This window comes from Curtobacterium sp. MCLR17_042 (assembly GCF_003234695.1).
In the GTDB taxonomy this organism is placed as follows: Bacteria; Actinomycetota; Actinomycetes; order Actinomycetales; family Microbacteriaceae; genus Curtobacterium; species Curtobacterium flaccumfaciens.
On the sequence record NZ_QKTD01000004.1, the window covers coordinates 162,604 to 186,372 of the forward strand.

Consider the following 23,769-nt stretch of genomic DNA (forward strand, 5'->3'; position numbering starts at 1 on the left):
CTCGACGCGTCACGCGCCGGCCAGTGCGCCGATGTCGGAGCCGGGGTCCGCTGATGCGAGGTCTGCGATGAGCGTCAGGAGCTGCTCCAGCATCCCGGCTGCCGTGTCGTCGTCCACCGCGCTGCGACGGTGCTCGATGCCGACCAGGTGCGTGGCCCCGTCCAGTTCGACCGTGAACTCGAGATCGGTCTTCGCCTCGATGCTGACGGGGCCGAAGAGCCGTGCGGACACCCCACCCAGGTCGACTGACGTCAGACCGGCTCGACGTACCGCGACGATCGCGTGCAGGAGGTCGACGCGCTCGCCGGGGTGCTCGGCCTGGATCGCGGTCTGGATCACGTCCAGCGGAGCACTCGCGTGGTCGAGCGCGTCGAGGACCTCGGCCCCTGCCGTCGTCAGCAGGTGCCTCACCGTGTGGTCGTCGGACACCCGGATCCGCACGGGGAGCGTCGACACCCACATGCCGATGCTCTCGGCGTCCGATGGCCCACGACGGAGGTCGACGGGCATGCCGACGACCAAGTCCTCGGCGAGCGTGTACCGCTGCAGGACGACTGCGGCCGCGCTCGCGAACAGTGCGTACTCGGTGATACCGAGCGCTGCGCACCTGGTGCGGACGGCATCCGAGGTCTCCGGCGCCAGCGTCGTGCTCGTGGTCCCGAGGCTGCTGTCCGACCGCTCCCACGCGAGGTCGAGGTCCACCGGAGCGGGGAGCGAGGCGAACCGTGCCCGCCAGTGTTCGAGATCGGTCGTGTCCGGATCGGACGGGCGCGCCGTCACAGTGCGGCGCACCCCTCGATCTGCATCCGCACTCACCGCTGCGAGGAAGACGTCGAGGCTCGTACCGTCGAAGACACTGTGGTGGACGTCGACGACCACGAGGTCGCTACCGCAGGCGGACACGACCTCGACACGGACGAGCGGGCCGCGAGCGAGGTCGAACGGCACGGCGGCACGGCGGAGGTGATCGTGGATCGACTCGGTGGTCCACGCAGACGGCTCGGTGACCGTGCGACGGGAGACGTCGACCGCGGTGGCACCGTTCGCCGGGAGCGTCTCCTGACGCAGCCACTCCGTGGCACGGTCTGTTCGTCGCTCGAGTGTGAACCTGGTCCGCAGCATCGGCTGGTGACGGATCAGGGCGTTGACCCGCCTGCGGAGCGCCGCGAGGTCGACCTGGCCGTCGACGAGGAGCGCGAACGGCACGTTGTGGGCGCGTGAGTCCGGGTCCCGCAGGTGGGCAGCGACGGCGCCCCTGGCCGTCGCCCACGGCTTCGAGTCCACTGCGGTCGAAGTGGTCGCGCCGTCGTCGGTGGGCGTCCGGACGGTCGACGCACGGGCGTTGAGCAGCTCCGACAGCAGGCGCGGGGTCGGGGCCGCGAGCACGTCGCGCAGTCGCACGTCGGCGCCCCCGCTCCGCAGCAGGTGCACGAGTCGCATGGCGGTGAGCGAGTCGCCGCCGAGCGAGAAGAAGTCACTGTCAGGACCGACCGCGACTGCGCCGGTCGCAACGGAGTACAGGCGCTCGATCCCCGCACCGTCGGTACCGTCGGCACCGTCGGGGCTCGCCGGCACCGCGTCGCGTTCCGCCGCCGTGGCGAGCAGCCTCGACCGATCGGTCTTCCCGGACGACGTCCGTGGCAGGTCCGTGAGGAGGTGGATGCGTGCGGGTACCGCGTGGGGTGGCAGGGCTGCGACGAGTCGCCCCCGCAGCGTCGACTCCGACACGTCCGTGGCGACGACGAAGCCGACGAGCTCGGAGCGACCGGTGGCCCCGGTCCGCACGAGGACTGCCGCCTGCGTCACCTCCCTGCCGGTGAGCAGGGCTGCGGCGACCTCGTCCGTCTCGACACGGTGGCCGTGGATCTTCACCTGGTCGTCGACGCGGCCGAGGTACTCCAGGGTGCCGTCGAGGTTGCGCCGCACGACGTCGCCGGTCCGGTAGGCCGGCCCGTCGCCGGCGGGCGAGGGGACGAAGGACGCAGCGGTCCGGGCGGCATCACCCACGTACCCGAGCGCGACTCCGTCACCGGTGATCCAGAGTTCCCCGGGCAGGAGGCAACCGACGACACGGCCGCTCGACACGACGTGCGCGCCCGTCCGGGGGATCGGCCGTCCGATCGGGATCGTCACGAAGTCGCGCTCGACGACGTGACTGGTCGCGAGTGTGGTGGCCTCGGTCGGCCCGTACCCGTCGATGAGCACCGTCGTGTCGTTCGCGGCGAAGAACGCGCGGACGTGCCGTTCGGAGAGCTTCTCGCCGCCGACGACCACCGCGTCCATCCCGTCCCAGAGGTGTGGGTCGGCGTCGGCGTGGAGGTTGAACAACGAGGTCGTCAGCCACATCCACGAGATCCGCTCGCGACGCACCGCCGCCCGCAGCGCCACCGCATCGACGAGCGTCTCCTTGTCGGCGACGACGAGGGTCGCACCCGTGAGCAGTGCTCCCCAGATCTCGAGGGTCGACACGTCGAAGGTGAGGGCCACGGTCTGGAGCACCGTCTGGTCCCCGTGCAGCCGGCTGTAGGCCGGGTCCATGACGAGGCGGGTGACACCGCGGTGGGGCACGCTCACGGCTTTGGGCAGCCCGGTCGTCCCGGAGGTGTGGATGATGTAGGCGGGCGCATCGACGGACGGTCCCGGTTCGCGGGCGAGCGGTTCGCGGCCCTCCTCGTCGGTTCCTTCGCTGACACCGGCGTCGAGCCGGATGGTGACGAGGTCGATGCCCAGCGTCCTGACGTGGGCGGCACCGGTGTGCGAGGCGGTCACGGGGTCGGTGACGAGGACGTGGAGGCCACTGCCGCGCACGACGTGCTCGAGGCGGTCGAGCGGAGCGTCGAGGTCCACGGGGACGTAGGCGGCACCGAGGCGCAGGACGCCGAGCATCGCGACGATCGGCTCGATCCCGCGCCGAGCCGCGACGCCGACGACGTCCCCGGCTGACGCTCCGGCTCGGCGGAGGGCCTCGGCGCAACGATGCGCGGCGGCATCGAGTTCGCAGTAGCTCAGCGTCCTGTCGCCGTGCCGCAGGGCGCACCGGTCGGCGTGCCGCGACGCGACCTGGTCGAACACCTCCTCGATGCGCGGATGTGGGCTGGGAGACAGGACGAACGTGTCCCGGGCGAGGACGTCCTCGTCGCCGGGCGTGGTGACCGGGAGGAGTCGCGCCGGTGAGGACCCCGCGGCCGTCATGGCGTCGAGCACCTCGACCATCCGCCGCAGGAGCGACGCGACGTCGGACGACCCCATGACCATGCCGTCGTGGAGGCCGGTGAGGCGCAGCCCGTCCGACGACCGTGAAGCGACGAGGGTCAGGTCGAAACCCGTCTGCTCCGTGCTCCCGGGGCGCAGGACGACGCCCGCCTCCCCGCTGCGACGGCGTGAGGCCGAGTGGTTCTCGAAGAGGTAGAGCGTCTGCAGCTGGCCGGCTGGCTGGTCGGCCGCCCGCATCGCGTCCTCGAGTCGCAACGTCGCGTGCTCGGTCGACGCGATCGACTGCGTGTGGGTCCGGCGCACGAGGTCGTGCACGCTCTCGTCCGTGATGCCCCGGGCACGCGCCGGGATGGTCGCGAACAACGGACCGATTGCCCCGGGCGTGCCGGCGATCGGCAGGTCCCGGCGTGTCACGACCTTTGCGTAGGCCACGTCGTCGACGCCCGAGAATTGGCGGAGGAGGACACCCCAGGCCGCCTCGACGACGCTCGAGACCGTGACCCCCGTTGCTCGGGCGAGTGCTTCCGCTGCGCCGCCCACCGCGGGCGGCACCGCGACGCTGACGGAACCGATCGGAGCGCCGTCCGGGGTGCGTGAGCGGAAGAGCGCGAGCGAACGATCGGGTTCGAGGCCGGTGAGCAGGTCGCGGAAGTACGAGGACGCGGCTTCGGTGCCGGTCCTGGCCGCGTGGGCGAGTGCCCGCAACCGGGACGTGTGGGCGAGGACGTCCTCGCGCACGGCTGCGTTCGTCGCGTCCGCGTCGGGCGCCACCACCCCGGCGGCGATCCTGTCGTGCTCGGCCACGAGTTCGGCGACGAGAGCGTCCTGCGCTGGTCCGTCGAGGATCACGTGGTGGTACGTGAGCACGAGGGCCGTGCCGTCGACTCCCGTGATCCAGGTCAGTCTGGCGAGTGGAGCGGTCCCCAGGTCGAACAGGCTCGACCGGTCCGCCGCGATGACGTCGTCGGCGAGCCCGGGGCGCGCGATGTCGTGCGAAGCGAACGACGTCGTGGGGGCGCTGTGGATGACCTGCTCGTACCCGTCAGTGGTGGCCCTGATGCTGGTCCGCAGGGCAGCTCGACGCCGGGTGACCTCGCGGAGCGCGTCGGCGAGGTGCCCACCGTCGATCCGTCCGTCGGCCACGTCGTACACCTGCTGGACGATGGAGTGCGTGGAGGACGGGTCCTGCGCCGCGACGGCCAGCAGGCCCTCCTGGACCGGGACGAGCGGAGCGACCGCGTCGACACCGGATTTCCCGTGTGGACGCCACGCGCTCGGTTGCCAGCCGTCGTCGGCCCACGCGACGTCTGCCGACTCGATCGTGCGGAGGCGGGTGGCGAGGACGCGGAGCGTGTGGCCCTCGAGCACGTCGCGGACCGGGAGCGAACGTCCGCGGGCACGCAGCATGCCGGCCGCGACCGTCGCGCCGAGCGAATCGACGCCGAGGTCGTAGGCCGTCGATGCCGGGCCGACACCGCCAGTCGGTCGACCGTGCCCTGCCGCGAGTAGCACCTCGGCGAGGAGGGCTTCGTCCGCATCCAGCGTCCCGTCCGTCCCCGCAGCGTCAATCGGAGCCGTGACGGCCGCAGCCGCGGCGACGGCGGCGCGGTCCAGCTTCCCGTTGGGAGTGGTTGGGAGCGCGGGGACCGCGACGATCGTCGTCGGGATCATCGGGGCGGGCAGCGAGTCGGCGAGCACAGCGGGGAGACCGGACGTCCCTGCTCCCGGGTCCTCGAGGACGACGGCGGCGACGAGCGTGTCGTGCGGTCCGTCGTGGACGACGGCGGACCCGGCGTCGACGACGCCCGCGCACGCGGCGAGCCGAGCATCGACCTCCCCGAGCTCGACACGGAGCCCACGGATCTTCACCTGGTCGTCGCGTCGGCCGCGGTAGTCGAGCGTGCCGTCCGGGAAGACGCATCCGAGGTCGCCGGTGCGGTACATCCGGTGCCCGGTGGTCGGCTCCTCGGTGAACGCCTGGCTGACCGCGCGCCCGAGGTACCCGAGCCCGACGCCGGGACCCGCGACGCAGATCTCGCCGACTTCCCCGGGGGCGACGGCAGTGAGCGAACCGGGGACGAGGACGTGGACCCGGTAGTTCCGCAACGGGCGTCCGAGCCGCACCCGTTCCAGGCCCGTGCGGACGTCCTCCTCGAAGACCCGCCCGCCGCTGAGGAACACGGAAGCCTCGGTCGGGCCGTACATGTTGAAGAGCTGCATCGGGCTGCCTTCAGCGCTGGCACGTTCGAGCAGGTCACGGGCCGTCCGCGCGGGCAGGGCCTCACCGACCGAGAGCCACCGTCGAACCCCGGCGAGCGCTCCCAGTGGTGCGCCCGACGTGAGCAGGGCCGCCGTGAGGGACGGGACCATCGTGACCATCTGCACGTGGTGCTGGGCGACGAGGTCGAGGACCGCGGGCAGGTCGCGTCCGTCGGGAGCCACGACGATGGTCTTGCCGAAGGCGAGCGGCAGGAGCAGTTCCGGCACCGACGCGTCGAACGAGAACCGTGTGCGCATGAGGACGGCACCGACGTCGTCGAGTCGGCAGCGTTCGACGAGCGCGTGCAGGAGGTTCCCGACCCCGCCGTGTGTGAGCGCCACGCCCTTGGGGTCCCCGGTCGTGCCGGACGTGTACATGACGTAGATCGGTTCGTCGTCCGCGACCGGAGCGGGACGGAGGGGCGCGGTGTCGTCGGCGGTGGCGATGTCGAGGTCGCCGATGTGGACGGACCCGTCCACCGATCCGAGGTGGGTGGCTGAGTCGACCACGGTCAGGACCGGATCCGCGTCGGCGAGGATGTGCGCCCGGCGCGCTGCCGGCTCCTCCGGGTCGATCGGCACGTAGGCGGCTCCGGCGGCGAGGACGCCGACCACCGCGGCGACCTGCGCGCAGCCGGGCGGGAGCACGAGCGCGACGCGGTCACCGGCGCCGACGCCGCGTTCGACGAGCGACGTCCGGACCGCCTCGGCGCGTGCAGCCAGCCGCGCGTACGTCAGGCGGGAGTCGCCGTCCACGACGGCGACGGTCTCTGGTCGTTCGTCGGCGTGCTCCGCGATCGCCGGGGCGACTCGCAGGGCGGTGGTGTCGAGTCCGGGGGACGCACTCGCATCCGTCGCCCTCACGCCGCTGCACCGTTCGTCCGCGCGGGCTCGTCCCACGGCTCCTCGGCGTGCCGTGGCCACAGCATCCACAGCGCGAGTGCCGTCGCGAGCACGGAGAGCACGACGAAGACGACCGGGACGACGTCGCCCTGTCCTGCCCCGGGGACGACCTGCCAGGCGACGACGCCAGCGACGAGGAACAGGATGTGCGAGACGATCGCCGGCAGCAGCGATCGCGTACGCAGGTGGACGGTCCCGACGGCGATACCGAAGACGAGACCGACGGCAGCCAGGACCCAGCTGGGCTGGACCAGCGCGAAGAGCACGGCCGGGACGAGGACGACCGGTGCGGTACCGAATCCAGCGGCTCGGAGCCGGTGCATCAACTCTCCGCGGAAGAAGACCTCGACCGCGATCGGGTGGAGCAGGACAGCGAGGATGATGAGCGCCGTGGGGATGTCGGATCCCGCGAGGAAGTCCTGCTCACCGGTCTCGGTGATGACGAGCCAACCCGCGTCGAGCCCGGTCCACCTGACGAGCGCGAGGGCACCGACCTGGACGGCGAGCACGAGGAGGATCAGTCCGCCGAACCCTGCCCGTCCGTTCCTGGGCGGAGGCGCGCCGGTGCCGCGCAGGTCGTCCAGGTGGATGAGCACGATGACGGCGTCGACGAGGATCCAGCCGAGCAGCGCGTCGGCCGGCATGACCTGGAGGATGTCGGCGGCCACCCCCGCGCCGGTGATGCCGCCTGTCGTGTCCAGTTCCTCGACGGCCCTGGTCACCGCCCCGGCGACGATCCCGGTCACGACGACGGAGACGAGGTAGACGGCGACCTCGAGCGCGCTCACGGCGAGCGCGACGACCTTGCCGTTCATGATGTGCCCCTTCGTCGGCAGCTCGGCCTCGTCACGCATGCTCAACGCACGCGCTCCGTGCGGACCGAGAACGTGATGACGATGAGCAGGACCGCGAGTCCGAGCAGACCGAGCACCGGCACCGCGTACGCCCCCGCGTCCGCCCCGCGCAGGGCGTGCTCCGCAGCATCGAGGAACCACCACACCGGCGAGAACTGACCGATCTGCTGGAGCAGCTCCGGGACGACGTCGCGGGGCCACAGGGCACCACCGAGCATCAGCATCGGCAGGTCGATCACCGAGCTCACGGTGGCCGCGACGAGCTGGTTCTTCGCGAGGCGGTGGATCAGGAAGCTCTTCGCCACGATGAACAGGGTGAAGCTCAGTGCGGCGAGCACCACGCCACCCGTCTGGGCCAGCGTGGTTCCGTAGCTCACCGGCGCCATGATCGGCAGGACGACCATGACGAGCGCCAGCTGGGCGACCGCGATCACCAGCATGCTGAGGAAGTACTGCCCGAAGTAGCTCGGTTTGGTGAGCGGAGTCAACTGTGCACGGTCGAACACGCCCCTGAGTCGGTCGGTGAGGAGCAGGAGGCCGACCGACGACATCATCAGTGTGATGCCGAACGACAGGTACCCCAGGGTGACGATGGTGCGCGACGCTTCCTCCGTGGAACCGCCGTCGAAGTTGAGGTAGTCCGCCGTGAACTTCTCGTCGACGTAGTCCCCGAACGCCTCGAAGAACGCGTCCTGGTCGCCGTCGGCGGCGACGCCGAGGGCGTTGACGCTGGCGAAGTGGGAGGAGAACTCGACCTTCAGCGAGTCGGTCTGGTTGTTGTCCCCGCGGTCGACGACCTCGAGCACGGGACTGTTCCCGTCGATGACGTCCTGCGTGTACCCGGCGGGGAAGTCGATCGCGATGTCGTACCGAGCGTCGTCGAGGTCGGCGGTCACGGTCGCCGGGTCCTCGATCACGACGATCTTGCCGTCTGCCCCGAACGAATCGACGAACTGCTGCGTGACCCGGGTGTCGTCGGAGTCGTGCACCCCGATGACCCACTGCGCCTGCTGGATGCTGAGGCCGACGACGAACACGTTGATGACGACGGGGATCAGGATGAGGTACACCCAGCTCGACGGCTTGCGGAGCAGCCGCCGCAGGTTGTTCGTGAAGATGGTCATGCTTTCGCCCTCCTGGAAGACGCGATGGTGCAGACGGCGATGAGGACCGCGGTGATGACCCACAGCACGCCGAGGTTCGACCAGACCTCGTCGATGCGGTCGTCGAAGATCGCTGCGAAGAGCGCGTCTCGTGCGTAGAGGTTCGGCGAGATCCGCTCGAGCCCGCCGAAGCCGGTGGCGATGAAGCCGCCGGCGAGGAGCGTGAACCCGATCACCACGACCTGGATGAGCACGGTGGTCCGCTGCATGTCCCGAGTGAGGACCATGAAGACCATGCCGAGCGCGATCGACAGCACTGCGAAGGTGTAGACCACGAGTAGGACGAGCCCGAGGTTCGGCCCCCAGTCCATCTTCAGGAGCAACCAGGTCGCCAGCATGTAGAGCGCGGCCATCGCCAGGACGAACACCGAGTAGGCGCTGAGCTTGCCGAGGATCATCTGCCACTGCTTCTGCGGCGCGAGCATGCTGCGGGACTGCATCGTGCCCAGGTACTCGTCGGAGATGCCAAAGGAGCCGAACTCCGTCGCGAAGAGCAGGAGGAAGAGCAGCATGCCGACGGAGTAGTAGATGAGCGACGTCATCGCACGGTCCTGCTCGACGCTCGTTCCCTCGATCGCGGGCGTCGAGAAGCTCGCCGGGTCGATCTGCGTGCCGATCTGCTGCGCCGCCCAGGTCGCGTTGGCGCCGCTGTTGTACGCATCGACGACGGACGAGACGACGATGTAGTTGATGCCCGAGTACTGCTGGGAGTAGACCTCGAGCGTCGCCTGCTCGTCGTCGCTGTCGAGTGCCTCGGCGAACTCGGTCGTCGCGTAGACGAAGGCGCCGAAGTCGTCGTCCTGGACCTTCGCTCGTCCGTCGTCGAAGTCACCGACCTCGTGGAACTCGACGAGGGCGCCGAGGTCCTCGTTCTCGGTCAGCTGGTCGAAGTACGCCTCCACCGCTGGTGTTGCGTCCTCCAGTGAGTAGGCGATGTCGACCTTCTCGAAGTCGCTCGTCTGGAAGGCGGACCCGAAGGCGAACGACAGGATGACGGTCGCGAGGACGAACTGGCCGAGACGCAGGACGTTCACACGCTTCTCGACCCACGCCTTGCGCAGGGCGAACGTGAAGTGGGTGATCAAGTTGTTCATACGGCGATCAGTCCCTCAGCTTCTTCCCGGTGAGGTTCAGGAAGACGTTCTCCAACGTCGGCCGGTCCTCGCGGACGCTGGTGAGGTCGAGCCCGGAGGCGAGCACGCGCTGCGCGTAGGCGGTGAAGCTCACGTCGGCGGGTCGGTGCAGCTGGATCGTGTCGCCGCGGGTGACGTAGCGACCCTCGGTGAGCAGTCCGTCCGCCAGGAGCACCTGTTCCCCGGCACCTGCGGTGGCGACGTCGCCGAAGTCGAGGACGACGGACGGCTCCGGCGCGTTCTCGGCGATGACGGCATCGAGGGGCCCGTCGGCGACGACCGTTCCCTCGTCGATGATGATGACGCTGTCGCAGAGGGTCTGGATCTCCTCCATGTAGTGCGACGTGTAGACGATGCTCGAACCGAGTTCAGCGAGGCGCCGAGCCGACTCCAGGATGTGGTTGCGCGACTGCGGGTCGACGCCCACGGTGGGCTCGTCCATGAAGAGGACCTTCGGCTTGTGCACGATGCCGCAGGAGATGTTGAGTCGTCGCTGCATGCCGCCCGAGTAGCTCTTCGCCGCGTCCTTGCGTCGGTCCCAGAGCTGGGTGAACTCGAGCGACTCCTGCACGGCGGCCTTCAGCGCTGCTCCGCGCAGACCGTAGAGCCGACCCCAGTAGGTGACGTTGGCCAGCCCCGACAGCTCGGGGAAGAACGCCATGTCCTGCGGGACGTACCCGATCCTGCTCTTGAGTTCCGCGGGCAGTCCGACTGCCGGACGTCCGAAGACCGTCACGGATCCGGAGGTCGGTCTGAGCAGCCCGAGCATCATGTTGATCGTGGTCGTCTTCCCGGCACCGTTCGGACCGAGGAGTCCGACGGTCTGCCCCTCCGGGATCACGAAGCTCGCGCCCCGGACGACCTCGTGCTTCCCGAACGTCTTGCGGAGGTCCTTCGCCTCGATGGTCATCACAGCGCCTTTCGTGCAGAGGTGGACGCACGCGTGGGCATGGAGGACACCACGGCGTGCACGGTTTCGCGGACGATGTCGTCCTGGTCGAACGGGAAGAAGTGACCGCCGCCGACGGTGCGGTGGGTGACCGGCCGCTCGGCGAGCTCCTGCCACCGGTCGAGCAGGGCATGGTCGATGCTGCGGTCGGCGCCTCCGTTGAGCACCGTGAGGGCGCTCGCGATGCGCACCCCCGGGTCCGTCCACTCGTAGGTCTCGGAGACACGGAAGTCAGCTCGGAGGATGGGGAGGAACAGCTCGCGGAGCTCGGGGGACGAGCGGAGGACCGAGGCTGTCCCGCCACCGTAGGAGTCGACGGCGTCGATGAATCGTTCGTCGTCGAACCGGTGGTACTCGGTCTTCGTCACCGGGACGTGCGGCGGCGTCCGCCCGGAGAGCACCATGTGTGCCGGGAGCTCGAGCGTCCGCTCCCGCTCGCGCCGACGGCGGAGCGCGTGGTACGCCTCGTAGGCCACCAGCGTCCCCATCGAGTGGGCCCAGATCACGTACGCCCGATCCGGCTCGTCGGCGAGGCGCGCCGCGATGGCGCCGGCGACGTCCTCGCCGTGCTCGCGTGCGCTGGACACGGTCGGCTCGGCCATGCGTGCACCACGCCCGGCGAGCTCGATCGGCACGACCTCGACGAGGTCCTGGAGCGGGCGCTTCCACTTCAGGAAGACCGACGCCGATCCGCCCGCGTAGGGGATGCAGAAGAGGAACGGGAGGCTCACTGGTCTTCTCCGATCTGATCGAGGCGCAACTCGGGCATCGCCCACGCCCGTGTGCGCTGGAACGGGTGCGGGGAGAGCGGGGCGAAGCGTCGCTGGACGGGGGCGAACAGGTGTCCGAACCGCACGTGCTCGCCACGGCAGAACCGTTCTGCGGCTTCGTGCGTGCCCAGGTCGCCGGTGGGAGAGGTCCTGGTGGTCATCGTGGAGCGACCATGACCAGACCAGAGGCGCCACCCTGCCCCGGATCGCGACCCGTCGTGGTCCGCCGTCTCGAGCGCGGTGACGAGCCCGTCGACGAGCGCGGCAACGTCGTCGGCGACGACCACGACCCGGTGCTCGACCTGCGCCGGACGCCGCACAGCGCTCGAGTAGCAGAGCTCCGCGACTCGTCGGGGGTCGGCATCACGGACGATCTCGAGGTCGGCGGCGAGCTTCGTCCTGAGCCCCTCCACGCTCGATCCCGTCACGACCATGAGCAGGGTCGCGTCGGCCGACTCGGCGGTCGACGGCACCGCGGCCGTTGGGGCCGGGCCGACAACCAGGGTGAGGTAGAACCCGCCGTAGGCGTTCGAGTAGAGCAACCCTCGGCGTTCGCCGCTCTCCGGTGGCGGCCAGTCCTGCGGTTGCGCGGGGACGTAGAACGGCGAGTCGACCAGGTCGACGAGTTCCGTCGGGCTGTCGAAGTACAGGGTGGGCGGGATGACCTCGTCGCCGAGGGCCTGGACCATCAGTTGGAGCTGTGCGACACCGATGGCCGACTGCATGTACCCCATCGCAGGAGAGGCGGTGGTGATCGCGGCGAACTGCCGACGATCGGTGAGTGATGCGATCCCCTTCGCGATCCCGTCGGTCTCGAGTGCTTCCTCGATCGGCTGGGCGAAGCCCTCGGCGAAGACGAGTCCCAGGTCGTGCACGTCCGTCCTCGATGCCTTCAGCGCGTCACGCACAGCGGCCGCGGCGGAGTCCGGCGACGTCTGGTCGAAACCGCCGCTTGCGCCGGCGTTGCTCTCCGACCAGCCGTGGACCACTCCGTGGATGCGGTCGCCGTCGGCAGTCGCACGCTCCAGCGTCTTGAGCGCGACGAACCCCAGGTACTCGCCGCCGAACCCACCGACGTTGTCGCGTCCGTAGAGCTTCGGTACGGCGTCCTCCGTCGCCGTGGCGAAGACACCCGGCTGGTTGAACGTCGTGATGGGCGTCATGTCCAGGTACAGGCCGCCGGTGATCGCAGCGTCGATCGAGCCCTCGTGCAGCTGGTTGCAGGCGTTGACGATCGCGATAGTCGACGAGGCACACGCGCCGTCGATCACCTGGGACGGACCGCGGAAGTCGAAGGCGCGGGAGATCCGTGTCGCGATCCCCGAGGTCCAGTTCCCGAACAGCAGCTCCTCGGGGTCGCCCCCCTGACGCAGCGCCATGTTGATGTAGGAGAAGATCTGGTCACGGACGAAGTTGTTCCCGACGAAGACACCGGTCGTGTGCGCGGCGTCGCCTTCCGCGCCGAGACCGGCGTCCTCCACGGCACGGAACGCTGCCATGAGTGCGAGGCGAGCGTGTGGGGACAGGTTCCTGGCCTCGTCGGCGGAGTACCCGAAGAGGTCGTGGTCGAACGTGTCGATGTCGTCCAGGAAGTTGCCCTTGGCCATCTGCTCGGGTGCTCCGACCAGGGGAGCCGGCAGGGCGGAACGGATGAGGTCGCCACGCTGCTGCGATGCACGCCCGATGAACGACTCGCCCGCGCGGTACCGGCGCCACACGGCGCGGTAGTCGTCCGTGTCCCGGGCGATCGCACCCATCCCGACGATGGCGATCGGGGTCTTCTGCGACAACTGCTTGAGGAGGCGCACCGCGGCGCCGCGCTCGATGGTGCCGGCCTCGAGTTCGCGCAGGACGAGCGCACTGATGTCATGACGCATGGCGGGGCCGGTTCCTCTCGGTGATCTCGAGTCGGTCGGTGTCCAGGCCGAGGGATCGGCGGAGTGGCAAGAGCGTCTCGTCCTCGAGCGCGGCGATGCTCGCGACGATCTCGGCGGGGGAGTGTCCCTTCGACCGACCGTTCTCGATCCAGGTCGACACCGCGTCGCCGATGAGTGCGGAGACCTGCTCCGTGTCCGCACGGACGACACTCGTCGGCAGGTCGGTCCGGCGCAGGACCGTCCGCAGTGAGCGCGCCAGTTCGGTGACGCGAGCATGGTCGTCGGCCGTCCGGGGTGTCCTCCGCGTGCTCGCGAGCTCTCCGAGTGTGCGCTCGACGAGGTATCGAGGGTTGTAGAAGGGGTGCCGGTTGAGGTGGTCACGCACCCGGAGTCGGTCGGTGGCCGAGTCCCACGAGCCGACGGGGACGTCTCGTCCTGGGGCTCGCCGCAGGAGGAGTGCCTCCGCGTCCCCCGGGCCGACGTCCACGACCGCGTCGACGTCGGTCGCGGCCCCGAGCAGTTCCTCCGGCTCTCCGTACGCGGTCAGGATCGGCGATCCGGCACGGCGCTCCTCGATGCGCCGGCGGATCTCCCCCGCGGGCACCCCTTCTGTGCCGAGCCAGTGCAGCGCCTCCGGGAGGGACACCAGGTCCGCGGCGACGGCAGCTGCGACGGTACCGACGCCTCGTCCCGAGTACCGGGAGACCTCGACCTCGTACTCGCTCCGGAACACCCGGGCTGCGCCGACCCCGATCGTGAGGACGGCCGCAGCGCGCTGCAGCCCGGAGGGAGGGGCCGCTGACGCTGCCGGGTACCACAGGAGATCCGCCAGGGGCATGGGCATCACGGCGTCGTGCGCCTCGACGCTCTCCGCGAAGGGCGGGGAGTGCTCGTGCAGTTCGACGCCCATCTCGACCCGGTACGCATCGACACCGCCGAAGACGAGTGCGACGGACGGCACCGTCCGGTCCCCCGGATCGGAAGAGCCGCTCGTGGCGTGCGCGGCCACCGTCACAGCTCCTTCGCGAGAAACTCGCGCAACGACGCGGCGTCGATGTCGCCGCGTTCCAGCGCGTCGACCATGTCGTCGTAGTCCGGGGCTTCGGGGGCAGGCGTCGGGGTGCGCGTCGTCGGTTGCGGGTCAGCGGGGGCCGAGAGCGCAGAGGCGGGTGCCTGAGCAGCGCCACCGAGCTCGATGATCCGGCCGGACAGCTCTGCGGGCGAGTTGTAGCTGAAGATGTCGGAGATGTTCAACAGGTCGTCGAACTGTGCGTTGAGCGCACGCATGAGCTCGGTCGCGGCGATCGAGTTCCCGCCCATCGCGGTGAAGGAGTCGTTGACGTGGATCTCCTCGATCGAGAGCACCGATGCGAACGTGTACGCGACGGCTCGCTCGACGTCGTCGAGATGCTCGTCCGCCTTGCCCATGATCGAGATCGAGCTGACGTCGATCTCCGATCGTCCGCCGAGCTCGGGTGCACCGGGGGCGACGGCGACGTCGCCCGACGGTGACGCAGACGAGAGCCTGGCGACGTGTCGGCGTACGGACCGTCGGAGCGGATCGGAGAAGTCGAACGCGAAGTAGTCTTCACCGACCCGCGCGAGCATCGCGATGTTGGGCCGCGACGGGATCGTGCCGGTGACGTCTCGGGTGAGGAGTTCGATGAAGGCGGTCACACCCGACCCGGTCGTGAGGTGCTCGAAGAAGGTCTCGTTCGCGCCGAGCCCGGCATCGACCGCCATGCCTCGCTCCGACCACCCCGGCCAGTTGATCGAGGACGCGTTGTAGCCGTCGCGACGGAGCTGCTGCGTGTACCCGTCGAGGAACGCGTTGGCCGCCGCGTAGTCGGACTGGCCGGCACCGCCGATGACGGCGGTCATCGACGAGTACGACACGATGAAGTCGGGCCGGGCGTCACCCGTCCACGCGACGAGGTTGCGCAGGCCGCTGACCTTGGGAGCGAGCACCCGTTGGAACTCCGCGGTCGACTTGGTGAAGAGGTAGCCGTCCCCCGCGACACCGGCAGCGTGCACGATGCCGAGCAGTGGCCCGAACTCGGCGCGGAGCGGATCGAGTGCGCCGGCGACCGCGTCGGCGTCGCTCACGTCCATCTCGACGATCCGTACGATGTGTCCGCCCGCGACGAGCTCGAGCAGGCTCGTGAGGATCTGGCCCGTCCTCGACGACGGATCCGCGTCCCGGACGCTCGCCCACTCGTCCCGCGGTGGGAGGTGGTCGCGCCGGCTCGACAGCGCGAACGCGATCGGCTGATCGGACTGGTGGCTGAGGATCAAGGCGGTCGCCGAGCCGAGCGAACCGAGCCCGCCCGTGACGAGGTAGAACCCCTCGGTGTGCGGCTTGATCGTGACCGGACGAGTAGGGGCGTCCTCGAGGGGGATCTCGACGAGCCGCGCGGTGTAGCGGTCCCCTCCGCGCAAGGCCGTGAGCGGGCCGACCGACCCGCTGAGCGCTTCGGCCACAACTGTCTCAACCGGTGTGGCGTCGTCGACGTCGAGGACGCCGAAGCCGATGTTCGGCACCTCGTGCCGCACAGACTGGACGACAGCGGCCTTCGCCGTGTGCACAGCGTCGACGTAGCGCTCAGTGCCGGTGACGGAGTGGGCGTTGTCGACGACGACGACGAGGTCGAGCCCGGTCTTGGCGCTGGCGAACAGTGCCTGCAGGAACGTGACGTGCCCGTCGAGGCCTTCGGTCACGCCGCGGTCGAGGTCTGCTTCGGACACGCGTCCCCGCGCCGGGGCGTACGAAGAGAAGTCGAGCACGTCCGAGACGCCAGCGAGGTCGACGTCGCGGAGCGCCGCGCCGACGGTCTCCTGCGTGAGCGGAGCGTCGGCGCCGAGCACGGACAGGTCGAGAGCGGCGATGGTCCGCCCGGGGGCCTGGGTGGCCAGTTCGGTCAGCACCGCCTCCGGGGCCCCGATGGCGAGGATGGCTCCCGTACGCTGCGCAGCGGGCCCGGACCGTGGCGTCTCGGTCCACGAGAGTCGACTGAGGGACCCCGACACGAAGTCGTTCAGCTCCGTGACCCGCTTCATCGCGAACTGCTCGATCTCGGCGATGACCTCGCCCGTCTCCGTGAAGAGCACGGTGCGGAAGCTCATCAGTTCTTCGCTCTTGCTCGGCAGGCGCTCGCTCTTGACGTAGTACGAGTCCGGGACGGAACGGTAGACCGTCATGTTGCGGTACGTCATCGGGAGGAACACGCGTGGCCGCAGCCACGTGACGAAGGGAACCATCGACACCGTGCAGTCGATGAGTCCTGGGTGCAGGACGTAGCCCTCGTGGTCCGCGGTCCCGCGGTACGCAGCGGGGAGCTCGGCGAAGCCGTAGGCGACGTCGGGGTCGTCCGCGGAGCGCCAGAGTGTGACGAGGTTCTTCCATCGTGGTCCGAACTCCACGTTCCGGAAGACCGGCGGGTAGGCCGTGAGGTCCGGGTCGCCGTCGAGGTCCTTGCCCGCGCGCACCGGTACCGGCGGCTGTTCGGCGTGGGAGCGTCCGAGGCCTGTGACGTTGGACGTCCAGTCCTGGTCGGACCCTGCCGGGCGGGAAGCGATCCGGATACGCACGGCGCCGGCCCGGTCCTGCTGCAGGACGACCTGCACCGCCATCGGGACGGTCTCCTCGGCGAGCACCGGCGCGAGGAACAGGACCTCGTCGAGCTGCAGGGCGTCGGTCCCGAAGTGGTCCGACAGTGCTTCCGCTGCCAGTTCGAGGAGCACCGTGCCCGCGACGAAGTACTGACCGAGGATCTTGTGGTCCGTGATCGCCCACTGCGAGTGGTCCAGCTTCGTCTCGTACACGGTGACCTCTTCGGTGCTGACCAGACGCCGGTGCAGCAACGGCATGGAGACGGGGTCGCCGGTCGCCGTGCGCTCCGGCTCGATCCGCGTGACGCGGGACTGGCCCCAGTGCACGTTCCGGTCGAAGGGGTAGGTCGGCAGCGGGACGCGTCGAGAACCGGGCGCGAAGAGCGACGCGAAGTCGACGTCGGCGCCACGGATGTAGTCACGCGCGATCTCGGCCAGCCCCGTGGCGGTCTCCACCCGAGCGCGGTCGGCAACGCGTCCGACGACGTCGGTGCTGAGCGTGTTCCACTCGGACGTCCTGATGTCGCCCTGTTCGAGCGTCGACGTGCGTTCGGAGACCACCCGGTGACGACCGATGACGATGCCCTTCGCCGGGTTCGCTCGGTTGCCGGACTCCCGGAGGAGCGCGAACTTCGTCGCGAGCTCGGTGACACTCGTCGCGACGATGGCAAGGCGGTACTCGAAGTGGTCCCGACCCGTCGACGCAGTGAAGCAGAGGTCGCGCAGCGACACCACCGGCGCCGAGTCGAAGTACTCCTCGTACCGCGCGAGGTAGTTCTCGAAGGCCGTCTCGGTCTTCGCCGACACCGTGAACAGCCGCGGACGCACCGGCTCGATCTCGACCGGTGCGCCGGCGGGTCCCTGGTACTCGCGCAGGATGACGTGCGCGTTGGTTCCGGAGAACCCGAAGGCCGACGCGCCGGCGTACCTCGGGGTGTCCCGCTTGGGCCACGGCGTGTTCCGGTCGACGACGTACACGGGGGAGTCGACGAAGTCGATCTGGCCGTTCGGCTCCTCGAAGTTCCTGGTGGCCGGGATCAGCTCCTCCCGCATGGAGAGCAGCAACTTGATGATGCTCATGACGCCGGCAGCGCCGGCCGTGTGACCGATGTTCGTCTTGAGGGAGCCGATCCCACAGAACTGCCGGCGGTCGGTGACCCGTTTGAACGCGTTGGAGATGCCGAGGATCTCGATCGGGTCCCCGAGGGTCGTTCCCGTGCCGTGCGCCTCGATGTAGTCGATGTGCTCCGGGTTGATGCCCGCCCGTTCCCACACATCGGCCAACAGGAGCGACTGCGCGCGGGGGTTCGGTGCGGTCAGGCCGTTCGACGCCCCGTCGCTGTTGGTGGCGGTCGCGGCGATCACGCCGTAGACGTGGTCGCCGTCGCGCTCGGCGTCGGAGAGCTTCTTGAGGATGATCGCAGCAGCCCCCTCACCGAAGACGGTGCCGTCGGCCTTGGCGTCGAACGTGGAGATCGTGAAGTGCTTGGACACCACGTTGCCGGGGGCGGGCGTGCGCTGGCGGATGGACGCCAGGTCGACCTCGTCGTGGTCGAGGCCGCCGGCCGTCAAGCAGACCCCGCCGGCGATCGCCATCGTGCACTCGTCGTTCCGCAGTGCCTGCGCGGCCATGTGGATCGCCACGAGGCTGGAGGAGCACGCCGTGTCGATGACGTACGCGGGACCCCTGAGGTCGTACTCGTAGTTGATCCGGCTCGAGAGGATCCCCTCCCAGATCCCGCCGACGTTGTCGGTCTCGATGACCCGTCGGTAGATGTTGGAACTCGTCCCGTCGCGACCGGCGAACACCCCGGTCCGTGAGCCGCGGACCGTCCGCTCGCTGTAGCCGGCGTCCTCCAAAGCCCGCCATGCCTGCTGCAGGAACACGCGGTGCTGGGGGTCCATCGTGTCGGCGTCCTCGGGGCTGATGCCGAAGAACTTCTCGTCGAACCCCGTCGTGCTGGGCAGGTACGGCCCGACGAAGCGCTCCAGGTCTTCGTCCTTGTCCTCGTGGGGACGGCGTTCGAAGAGCTCGGCGTAGTGCGGGTTGGCCCAGACACGGTCCTCCACGAGCCGCTCGGCCGGTTTGGAGACGAAGCAGTTGCGGTTGTTGACGATGTTGTCCCAGAACTGGTCCAGGTCCTCCGCCATCGTGACGGTCCCCGCCATGCCGATGATCGCGATCTCCTCGAGCGGGGCGCTCGGTGTCGGGCCGGTTCGTGCGCCGGCATCGAGCGCCTCGAGCGCTTCCAGGGCTTCTTGCTTGGTGAGGTTCCCGCTCGAGAGGTTCTCGAGGATGACGCGCTTGACACCGCTCATCGGACTGGCCTTTCCCGCCCCGGCAGTCCGGGGATGTCGTTGTGTCCGCCGCAGCGGGAGTCGATGTGGTTCATTCGCTCAGGACGTCCTCGATGCTCCGTTTCCCCTCGAGGAACTCGTCGAGCAGCTGGGCGAGGGGCGCCGCCGGTGTTCGGCTCGGCGCCGACGACCGGTGCACGCCGTCGCGTCGGTCCGCCGCGGGGACGGTCTGTTCCGTGATGTACGCCGCGAGCTTGGCGACCGTGTCGTACACGAACAGCTCGACGATGCTGAGGACGCCGGGGAACCGTTCGTCGAGGATGACCTGCAGCCGGGATGCCAGGAGCGAGTTGCCGCCGGCGTCGAAGAAGGCCTGGTCGACGTCGAGTTCGTCGACGCCGAGTGCCGTCGCCCACGCTTCGATCACGACGCGCTCCACGTCGCTGATCGCGTTCTCGTCGACCCCGCGCACCACGATCTCCTCGAGGGAGCGCAGCCCGGCCCTGCCCGACACGATTCGCGCGGCGGGCGTGACACCCCGCGGAGCACGTGCGGACACGAGGGCGACGTCCACGACGCGTTCCAGTTCGTCGTGTTCCCGCGCGACGACCTCCGGGTCGAAGGAGCCGACGAGCAGACGCGCCGATCGGGACCCGATCGCGGCGACGGCGAGGCCGGCTCCGGTCTCGTCGTCCACGAAGGCCGTCCGGAACCCGCCGCCCTCGATGCCGCGTTCGTGGGCCATCCCGGATTCGGCCCAACCCGTCCAGTCGAGCGCGACGATCCGTGTGGCACCGCCTCGGAGCGCCGTGCCGTCGAGGTAGGCGTTCGCCGCGGCGTAGTCGGACTGGCCGACCGCGCCGAAGACGGCGGTCATCGAGGAACAGAGGAGGACGAACGCGGGCGGGTCGTCCGCCAGCGCAGCGAGGAGGACGTCGGTACCGCGCACCTTCGGCTCGAGGACGGCGGCGAAGGTCGCGTCGTCCTTCGACATGATGAAGCCGTCACCCGGGAGTCCAGCCGCGTGGACGACGCCGGCGAGTCCCCCTCGCTGCGAGCGTGCGACGGCGACCGCCGCCGCTGTCTGCGCCGGATCCAGCACGTCGGCGCGGAGCACCAGGATGCGATCCCGCTCCTCCGCCGGCAGCTCGGCGAACCGGTCGGCGACCTCTGCCGGAGACCGGCGTCCGACCAGCACGACGGTCCGGTCCGGGTCGTCCCGCACCAGGCGACGGGCGATGGCGGTGCCCATGCCGCCCGTCCCGCCCGTGACGAGGACCGCACCGGCAGGGACGGGGACGTCGTCCCGCTGCGCCGCGGCGATCGTGCTCTCGAACAGACGTCCGTCACGCAGGGCTGACCGTGCGCGCGGGAGGTCGGCGAGTGCCCGCTCGACACCGGAGTGCACGACGTCCGCCCTTCCGTCGGCCGCGATGTCCAGGACTCCGAGGGTGAGGCGGGTGTGCTCGCCGACGAGCGCGACGACCATGGCGTCGGCAGCGTGGGCGGCCGGGTCCACCGTCTCACCGTCGACGACCGAGTGGGCTCCGCGGGTGAGCAGACGGTACCGCAGCCCTGCGGTCCACGGCCGTCGGTGCAGGGCGCGCAGCAGGCGGAACAGCCCGTGCAGGCGAGCCTCGGCCGGGTGTCCCGGGCCGGCGAGCAGGTGCACCACGTCGGTGGTCCCGACGGCCTCGATCTCGTCCGCGACCGCTTCGACATCGGCGTCCGACGCATCAGCGGGGACGACGGCGTGGGCAGCTCCGATCGCGCCGGCGGCCTCGCGCAGCAGGTCCTGGTCCTCCGGACCACCGATGACCGTGATCCCGTGCCGGGCCGCCGGGGTCTCGTGGCGCGCGACCGTCTCGCGCCACGTGATCGTGTGGAACGGGGAGGCACCGTCGTCGGGACGCTGGAACCTGGACCGGTCGGTCAGGCGTCCCACGGTGTAGTTCTCGAACCTCGCGAAGACGTTGCCCGCTTCGTCGCACATGACGACCCGCGAGGTCCGGACGGACGTGTCGGCGAGTTCGTCACGGACCTCGGGCACCATCCAGCTGTAGCCGGCGTCCGGCTGCGGGCCGTAGATCTCGCCGTGGCCGAGTGCGAGGGGCAGGAACGCGTCCACCTCGTTCAGGAGCGCGAGGTTCAGGGACGAGTCCATGATCGGCGGGAACAACGCGTAGTCCCGCTTGGCGGCTCGGGTCGGGGCGTCGGCTTCGAAGTGCAGCAGGATGCGCGCATCGTCCGAGAAGTGCGTGCTCTGGGCGGCGTTCCAGTACCGACCCGCCGTCTGCACGAGGTCGCGGCGGTAGACGATCGGTCCGTCGGCCCGGCGGTAGTCGGCGAGCAGCCCCGAGACGTCCACGCGTTCCGGCCGTCGGCTCGTGTCGAGCGCGGTCAACACGCCACGGGCGTGTTCGGCCCAGACGTCGGTCGCGACGTCGAACGACCGCACGAGGAAGTCGATCGACGCCTCGTCGGGGCGGTGGTTCATCACCAGCTGGACACGACGGACCTCGTCTCCGTGCGTGACCAGCGGGTCGAGGTAGTGCATGTTGTCGATCCGTACCGCGTCGCCGAGGAATCGACGTGCGGTCGAGTAGGCCATCTCGAGGAACCCGGTGCCCACCATCACGTGGCTGCCGTCGACGACGTGTTCGCCGAGCTCGAAGGTGCGCGATGCGGAGAAGTCCGACTCGAAGACGTCGACCCCGGGCCCGTTGAACTGGTGCCGGTGGACGAGGGGGTGCGGGCCGGAGCCGGCACCGTGCCGGAACGCGCCGGCCCCGTGCCGGGACGCACCGGGTCCACTGCCCGTCGTTGGCCGCCACACGCGGGTCGGCTGGCCGACGACGCCGGGGAGCGGCACGAGCCGCGCGGTGCCGGCGGTGTCGAGGGGGGCGAGGTCGACGTCGGCGCCGGCGACGAAGAGTGCGGCGAGCTGGACGAGTCCGTCGTCGCGGTCACCGCCGGCGACACTCCGCATCGCTCGGGCAGCCTGCTCGTCGAGCGGTCCCTCGGCATCGGACGGTGTGGTGTCCTGCACGGGCCTGGTGCCCCGCTCGCCGAGGAACGCCCCGGTCGGCACGGTGCCTGCGAGGAGGAGGCGGATGTGGGCGCGGAGTTGGTCGACGGACCGCACGACGAGCGCTGCGCGGTGGTGCAGCACGGCGCGTCCCGTGTTGAGCGTCCGTGCGACGTCGACCAGGGCGAGGTCCGGTTGGTCGTCGAGGGCGCCGAGCAGGTCCGTGAGTGCTCGGCGGAGTGCGGGCGACGACTGCGCCGACACGGTGACGCAGGTCGGTCCGGCGTCCACTGCACGCTCGGGCAGGACCGGTGGCTCCTCGAGGAGGACGTGCGTGTTGGTGCCGCTCATCCCGAACGAGCTCACGCCGGCCCTGCGCGGTCCGCTGCTCGCCCAGGGGCGCAGGGTGTCGGCGACGAACACCGGGGAATCGATGAAGTCGATCTCCGTGTTCGGGGCGACGAAGTGCAGCGTCGGCGGGATGACCTGGTCGGCGAACATCCCGAGCACCTTCAGCACCCCGGTCACCCCGGCGGCGGAGTCGAGGTGGCCGACGTTCGACTTGGCCGAACCGACGGCGCACGTCTGCCGGGCGTCCGTCCACGACGAGAACGCCTCGACGAGGCCGTCGATCTCGACGGGGTCCCCGAGCTTCGTCGCGGTCCCGTGGGCCTCGACGTAGCCCACGGTGCCCGGATCGATGCCGGCATCCCGCCACGCCGCTCGCACGACGGCCGCCTGAGCGCTGGCGCTGGGCGCCGTGATGCCGGTCGTCGCACCGTCCTGGTTCGCAGCGAAGCCCTTGACGACGCCGTAGACGTGGTCGCGGTCGCGCTGCGCCCGGGCGAGCGGCTTCAGCAGGAAGGCGATGGTGCCCTCCCCGCCGCCGGTGCCCTCGGCGTCGGACGAGAAGGTCCGCGTCCGGTGCGAGGCCGCCTCGATGCCGAAGGAACGCTCCTTGTGCGTCGGCGGGACGAGCGTGAGACGGACGGCACCGGCGATCGCCGTCGTCACGCGACCGGCGCGGAGGTCCTGGCACGCCGTGATGAGGGCCGTCATGGACGACGAGCACGCCGTGTCGATGATCATCGCGGGACCGGTGAGGTCGAGCATGTGACTGATGCGGCTGGCCACGACCGAAGCGATGCCACCGGACGTACCGAGCCCAGCCTCCGCGGCGTCGCGCGCTTCGTGACCGCTGAGGTAGAGCCCCGGCACGAGTCCCGATGCCGCGTAGACGCCGGTCTTCGAGCCGCGCAACGCGACGCCACCGTACCCGGCGTCCTCGATCGCGTCGACGCAGGCGGCGAGGAACAGTCGCTGGTGGGGATCCATGAGCTCTGCCTCGGTGCGGGAGATCCCGTACCGAGACGGATCGAAACGGTCGACGTCGTCGAGGTACGCGTACGGGACCGGGTCCGCCAGGGCGGAGCCCAGAGCACTGAGCGCGAGCTCGTCAGCATCGGCGAACCGATCCGCCGGGAACGGCCTGATCAGGTCCGTACCGCTGTTCACCGCATCCCAGAGCGCCCGGGCGGACCCGGCGGCACCGACCCGGGCCGAGATCCCGATGATCGCGATGGCTCCGTCTGCCCTGGCGGTCGCGTCGGCGGACACAGCGGGGGACTCGATCGTGAGACCGTCCGGTCGTGTGCCCGCTGCGGCCCGCAGCAGCGCGTCGAGGTCCTCGTTGCCCAGCATCGACGTGCGGCG

10 protein-coding genes are annotated in these 23,769 nt (G+C 70.1%); all 10 read right to left on the bottom strand.

From position 1 onward, the window contains the following. Window positions 1-9: 9 nt before the first annotated feature. Window positions 10-6,336: a non-ribosomal peptide synthetase gene (locus DEJ02_RS06475; RefSeq protein WP_146249232.1), complete on the bottom strand. Its 6,327-nt coding sequence runs from the start codon at window positions 6,334-6,336 to the stop codon at window positions 10-12. Beyond that, a complete protein-coding gene (locus tag DEJ02_RS06480) occupies window positions 6,333-7,229 on the bottom strand; it encodes a CPBP family intramembrane glutamic endopeptidase (protein WP_111032391.1) in 897 nt (298 codons plus the stop codon). The genes DEJ02_RS06475 and DEJ02_RS06480 overlap by 4 nt, the downstream gene beginning before the upstream one ends. A 2-nt stretch (window positions 7,230-7,231) precedes the next feature. After that, entirely contained in the window at window positions 7,232-8,353 is a 1,122-nt protein-coding gene (locus DEJ02_RS06485; RefSeq protein ID WP_111032392.1) for an ABC transporter permease, read from the bottom strand. After that, window positions 8,350-9,486, bottom strand: coding sequence for an ABC transporter permease (locus DEJ02_RS06490; protein ID WP_111032393.1), 1,137 nt, complete (start codon window positions 9,484-9,486; stop codon window positions 8,350-8,352). Before DEJ02_RS06490 ends, DEJ02_RS06485 begins: the two co-directional genes overlap by 4 nt. A gap of 7 nt (window positions 9,487-9,493) precedes the next feature. Then, on the bottom strand, window positions 9,494-10,435 hold the full coding sequence (locus DEJ02_RS06495) for an ABC transporter ATP-binding protein (protein WP_111032394.1): 942 nt from the start codon (window positions 10,433-10,435) through the stop codon (window positions 9,494-9,496). Continuing rightward, window positions 10,435-11,205 carry a thioesterase II family protein gene (locus DEJ02_RS06500; RefSeq protein ID WP_181440280.1) on the bottom strand — a complete coding sequence of 257 codons (771 nt, stop codon included), beginning with the start codon at window positions 11,203-11,205 and terminating at the stop codon, window positions 10,435-10,437. Before DEJ02_RS06500 ends, DEJ02_RS06495 begins: the two co-directional genes overlap by 1 nt. Then, window positions 11,202-13,121, bottom strand: a complete 1,920-nt coding sequence (locus DEJ02_RS06505; RefSeq protein WP_181440281.1) for a polyketide synthase — start codon at window positions 13,119-13,121, stop codon at window positions 11,202-11,204. Before DEJ02_RS06505 ends, DEJ02_RS06500 begins: the two co-directional genes overlap by 4 nt. Further along, on the bottom strand, window positions 13,111-14,130 hold the full coding sequence (locus DEJ02_RS18425; RefSeq protein WP_181440282.1) for a hypothetical protein: 1,020 nt from the start codon (window positions 14,128-14,130) through the stop codon (window positions 13,111-13,113). Before DEJ02_RS18425 ends, DEJ02_RS06505 begins: the two co-directional genes overlap by 11 nt. 2 nt (window positions 14,131-14,132) lie before the next feature. Then, window positions 14,133-19,049, bottom strand: coding sequence for an SDR family NAD(P)-dependent oxidoreductase (locus DEJ02_RS06510; RefSeq protein ID WP_111032397.1), 4,917 nt, complete (start codon window positions 19,047-19,049; stop codon window positions 14,133-14,135). Between the two features lie 70 nt (window positions 19,050-19,119). Further along, complete coding sequence (locus DEJ02_RS06515; protein ID WP_111032398.1) at window positions 19,120-23,757, bottom strand: SDR family NAD(P)-dependent oxidoreductase; 4,638 nt, start codon at window positions 23,755-23,757, stop codon at window positions 19,120-19,122. Between the last annotated feature and the right edge of the window lie 12 nt (window positions 23,758-23,769).

Coding starts and splice junctions, on each gene's coding strand:
- DEJ02_RS06480 (WP_111032391.1), bottom strand. CDS start 7,229: ATGCGTGACGAGGCCGAGCTGCCGACGAAGGGGCACATCATGAACGGC.
- DEJ02_RS06485 (WP_111032392.1), bottom strand. CDS start 8,353: ATGACCATCTTCACGAACAACCTGCGGCGGCTGCTCCGCAAGCCGTCG.
- DEJ02_RS06490 (WP_111032393.1), bottom strand. CDS start 9,486: ATGAACAACTTGATCACCCACTTCACGTTCGCCCTGCGCAAGGCGTGG.
- DEJ02_RS06495 (WP_111032394.1), bottom strand. CDS start 10,435: ATGACCATCGAGGCGAAGGACCTCCGCAAGACGTTCGGGAAGCACGAG.
- DEJ02_RS06505 (WP_181440281.1), bottom strand. CDS start 13,121: ATGCGTCATGACATCAGTGCGCTCGTCCTGCGCGAACTCGAGGCCGGC.
- DEJ02_RS06510 (WP_111032397.1), bottom strand. CDS start 19,049: ATGAGCGGTGTCAAGCGCGTCATCCTCGAGAACCTCTCGAGCGGGAAC.
- DEJ02_RS06515 (WP_111032398.1), bottom strand. CDS start 23,757: ATGCTGGGCAACGAGGACCTCGACGCGCTGCTGCGGGCCGCAGCGGGC.